The sequence below is a fragment of the Williamsia sp. Y853 genome, assembly GCF_056786495.1.
Map to the genome: position 1 here is coordinate 1 of NZ_JBXCJC010000009.1, position 4,964 is coordinate 4,964.

Sequence of the window (4,964 nt, forward strand, 5' to 3'; positions counted from 1 at the left end):
GGTGGAAAGCTCCGGCGGTTTGGGATGGGCCCGCGGCCTATCAGCTTGTTGGTGGGGTAATGGCCTACCAAGGCGACGACGGGTAGCCGGCCTGAGAGGGCGACCGGCCACACTGGGACTGAGACACGGCCCAGACTCCTACGGGAGGCAGCAGTGGGGAATATTGCACAATGGGCGCAAGCCTGATGCAGCGACGCCGCGTGAGGGATGACGGCCTTCGGGTTGTAAACCTCTTTCACCAGGGACGAAGCGAAAGTGACGGTACCTGGAGAAGAAGCACCGGCCAACTACGTGCCAGCAGCCGCGGTAATACGTAGGGTGCGAGCGTTGTCCGGAATTACTGGGCGTAAAGAGTTCGTAGGCGGTTTGTCGCGTCGTTCGTGAAAACTTGGGGCTTAACTCCAAGCGTGCGGGCGATACGGGCAGACTTGAGTACTACAGGGGAGACTGGAATTCCTGGTGTAGCGGTGAAATGCGCAGATATCAGGAGGAACACCGGTGGCGAAGGCGGGTCTCTGGGTAGTAACTGACGCTGAGGAACGAAAGCGTGGGTAGCGAACAGGATTAGATACCCTGGTAGTCCACGCTGTAAACGGTGGGTACTAGGTGTGGGTTCCTTTTCACGGGATCCGTGCCGTAGCTAACGCATTAAGTACCCCGCCTGGGGAGTACGGCCGCAAGGCTAAAACTCAAAGGAATTGACGGGGGCCCGCACAAGCGGCGGAGCATGTGGATTAATTCGATGCAACGCGAAGAACCTTACCTGGGTTTGACATATACCGGAAAGCCATAGAGATATGGCCCCCCTTGTGGTCGGTATACAGGTGGTGCATGGCTGTCGTCAGCTCGTGTCGTGAGATGTTGGGTTAAGTCCCGCAACGAGCGCAACCCCTATCTTATGTTGCCAGCGCGTTATGGCGGGGACTCGTGAGAGACTGCCGGGGTCAACTCGGAGGAAGGTGGGGATGACGTCAAGTCATCATGCCCCTTATGTCCAGGGCTTCACACATGCTACAATGGCCGGTACAGAGGGCTGCGATACCGTGAGGTGGAGCGAATCCCTTAAAGCCGGTCTCAGTTCGGATCGGGGTCTGCAACTCGACCCCGTGAAGTCGGAGTCGCTAGTAATCGCAGATCAGCAACGCTGCGGTGAATACGTTCCCGGGCCTTGTACACACCGCCCGTCACGTCATGAAAGTTGGTAACACCCGAAGCCGGTGGCCCAACCCCTTGTGGGAGGGAGCCGTCGAAGGTGGGATTGGCGATTGGGACGAAGTCGTAACAAGGTAGCCGTACCGGAAGGTGCGGCTGGATCACCTCCTTTCTAAGGAGCAACATAAACTCATTCTTCGTGCTGCTTTGTACCAGCGCCGGCATCACTCCTTTGCGGGAGTTGATGGTGTGAATGAGTGGCCCCATTACGTCAGCAAATGTTTGGCGGTGGGAGCTCATGGGTGAAACGCTAACAATGCCAGTCGGTTTCATTTACGAATCCGTTTCGGCGCCTGTTCCTCGTGAGAGGGCAGGGCATTGACACACTATTGGGTCCTGAGGGAACACACCTCTGTGAGAGCAGAGATGAGTTTTTTCTAGGGTTAGACATGGATGCCGATTGCGGTCCGCCTGTTATCAACACATGCTGAAGAGTGTGGGTTGGGGTGTTGGATGTGGTTGGTGTGTGTTGTTTGAGAATTGCACAGTGGATGCGAGCATCTTTATTTTTGTTTTGATAAATGTTTGTAAGTGTTTAAGAGCGTACGGTGGATGCCTTGGCACCAGGAGCCGATGAAGGACGTAGGAGGCTGCGATAAGCCTCGGGGAGCTGTCAACCGAGCTGTGATCCGAGGGTGTCCGAATGGGGAAACCCAGCACGAGTGATGTCGTGTTACCCGCACCTGAATATATAGGGTGTGTGGAGGGAACGTGGGGAAGTGAAACATCTCAGTACCCACAGGAAGAGAAAACAACATGTGATTCCGTGAGTAGTGGCGAGCGAAAGCGGATGAGGCTAAACCATGCAGATGTGATACCCGGCAGGGGTTGTCTGTGTGGGGTTGTGGGATCTATTTTGTCGATTCTGCCGGATCGGCCGACAGTAAAAAATTGTTGTGTTAGTCGAAGTGGTCTGGAACGGCCTGCCGTTGAGGGTGAGAGTCCCGTAGACGAAAACATGACAACTGTTGTAGTAGACACCCAAGTAGCAGCGGGCCCGTGAAATCTGCTGTGAATCTGTCGGGACCACCCGATAAGCCTGAATACTCCCTGGTGACCGATAGCGGACTAGTACCGTGAGGGAAAGGTGAAAAGTACCCCGGGAGGGGAGTGAAATAGTACCTGAAACCGTGCGCTTACAATCCGTCAAAGCCGATGCGTCGTTTAGTCGACGGCCGGTGATGGCGTGCCTTTTGAAGAATGAGCCTGCGAGTTAGTGCTCGGTGGCGAGGTTAACCCGTGAGGGGCAGCCGTAGCGAAAGCGAGTCCGAATAGGGCGTTTGAGTCGCCGGGTCTAGACCCGAAGCGGAGTGATCTACCCATGGCCAGGTTGAAGCGACGGTAAGACGTCGTGGAGGACCGAACCCACTTCAGTTGAAAATGGAGGGGATGAGCTGTGGGTAGGGGTGAAAGGCCAATCAAACTCCGTGATAGCTGGTTCTCCCCGAAATGCATTTAGGTGCAGCGTCGCATGTTCCTCACTGGAGGTAGAGCTACTGGATGGCCGATGGGCCCTACAAGGTTACTGACGTCAGCCAAACTCCGAATGCCAGTGAGTCAGAGTGCGGCAGTGAGACTGCGGGCGATAAGGTTCGTAGTCGAGAGGGAAACAGCCCAGATCGCCGGCTAAGGCCCCTAAGCGTGTACTAAGTGGAAAAGGATGTGGGGTCGCGAAGACAACCAGGAGGTTGGCTTAGAAGCAGCCACCCTTGAAAGAGTGCGTAATAGCTCACTGGTCAAGTGATCCTGCGCCGACAATGTAGCGGGGCTCAAGTACACCGCCGAAGCCGCGGCACTCACACAATACATTCTCTTGTTCCTGCGGGGACTTGAGCAGTGGTGTGGGTGGGTAGGGGAGCGTCCTGCATCCATGGAAGCATCGGAGTGATCCAGGTGTGGAGGGTGTGGGAGTGAGAATGCAGGCATGAGTAGCGAAAGCGAAGTGAGAAACTTCGCCGCCGAATGACCAAGGGTTCCTGGGCCAGGCTAATCCGCCCAGGGTGAGTCGGGACCTAAGGCGAGGCCGACAGGCGTAGTCGATGGACAACGGGTTGATATTCCCGTACCCGTGTAGTCGCGCCCGTGATGAATCAGCTGTACTAACTGCCCAGAATGTTCCTTACCGCCTTCGGGTGGCCTGGAATCCTATGCGCAGGACCTTGGTTGGTAGTAGTCAAGCGATGGGGTGACGCAGGAAGGTAGTGGGGCCAGTCAGTGGTTGTACTGGTGTAAGCCTGTAGGGCGTGTTCTAGGCAAATCCGGAACACATTAAGCCTGAGAGGTGATGCGTAGCCGAATGAGGCGAATTTCATGATCCTATGCTGCCAAGAAAAGCCTCTAGCGAGTGGCGACACGGCCCGTACCCCAAACCAACACAGGTGGTCAGGTAGAGAATACTAAGGCGATCGAGAGAACTGTGGTTAAGGAACTCGGCAAAATGCCCCCGTAACTTCGGGAGAAGGGGGACCATGTTTGGTGATCCGATTTACTCGGTGAGCTGGGTGTGGTCGCAGAGACCAGAGAGAAGCGACTGTTTACTAAAAACACAGGTCCGTGCGAAGTCGTAAGANACGAGCTGGGTGTGGTCGCAGAGACCAGAGAGAAGCGACTGTTTACTAAAAACACAGGTCCGTGCGAAGTCGTAAGACGATGTATACGGACTGACGCCTGCCCGGTGCTGGAAGGTTAAGAGGACCGGTTAATCACTTCGGTGGTGAAGCTGAGAATTTAAGCCCCAGTAAACGGCGGTGGTAACTATAACCATCCTAAGGTAGCGAAATTCCTTGTCGGGTAAGTTCCGACCTGCACGAATGGCGTAACGACTTCTCTGCTGTCTCAACCACAGACTCGGCGAAATTGCATTACGAGTAAAGATGCTCGTTACGCGCGGCAGGACGAAAAGACCCCGGGACCTTCACTATAGCTTGGTATTGTTGTTCGGTTCGGTTTGTGTAGGATAGGTGGGAGACTGTGATACATGCACGCCAGTGTGTGTGGAGTCGTTGTTGAAATACCACTCTGATCGTATTGGACATCTAACTTCGGACCATGATCTGGTTCAGGGACAGTGCCTGGTGGGTAGTTTAACTGGGGCGGTTGCCTCCTAAAATGTAACGGAGGCGCCCAAAGGTTCCCTCAGCCTGGTTGGCAATCAGGTGTTGAGTGTAAGTGCACAAGGGAGCTTGACTGTGAGACGTACATGTCGAGCAGGGACGAAAGTCGGGACTAGTGATCCGGCACCGGCAAGTGGAAGCGGTGTCGCTCAACGGATAAAAGGTACCCCGGGGATAACAGGCTGATCTTCCCCAAGAGTCCATATCGACGGGATGGTTTGGCACCTCGATGTCGGCTCGTCGCATCCTGGGGCTGGAGTAGGTCCCAAGGGTTGGGCTGTTCGCCCATTAAAGCGGCACGCGAGCTGGGTTTAGAACGTCGTGAGACAGTTCGGTCTCTATCCGCCGCGCGCGTAAGAAACTTGAGGAAACCTGTCCCTAGTACGAGAGGACCGGGACGGACGAACCTCTGGTGTGCCAGTTGTCCTACCAAGGGCACTGCTGGTTAGCTACGTTCGGAAGGGATAACCGCTGAAAGCATCTAAGCGGGAAGCCTGTTCCAAGATGAGGTTTCTCACCACCTTTGCGTGGTTAAGGCCCCCTACAGACCATGGGGTAGATAGGCCAGAACTGGAAGCCCGGTAACGGGTGTAGGTGACTGGTACTAATCGGCCGAGGACTTACAACCAAAACATGACT

2 rRNA genes are annotated in these 4,964 nt (G+C 55.1%); both read left to right on the top strand.

Going from position 1 to position 4,964, the window contains the following annotated elements:
* A 16S ribosomal RNA gene (locus tag AC1TPF_RS27180) occupies positions 1–1,324 on the top strand; the annotation flags it as partial.
* A 413-nt stretch (positions 1,325–1,737) separates the two neighbouring features.
* Positions 1,738–4,953 (top strand): 23S ribosomal RNA (locus tag AC1TPF_RS27185).
* The last annotated feature ends 11 nt before the right edge of the window (positions 4,954–4,964 follow it).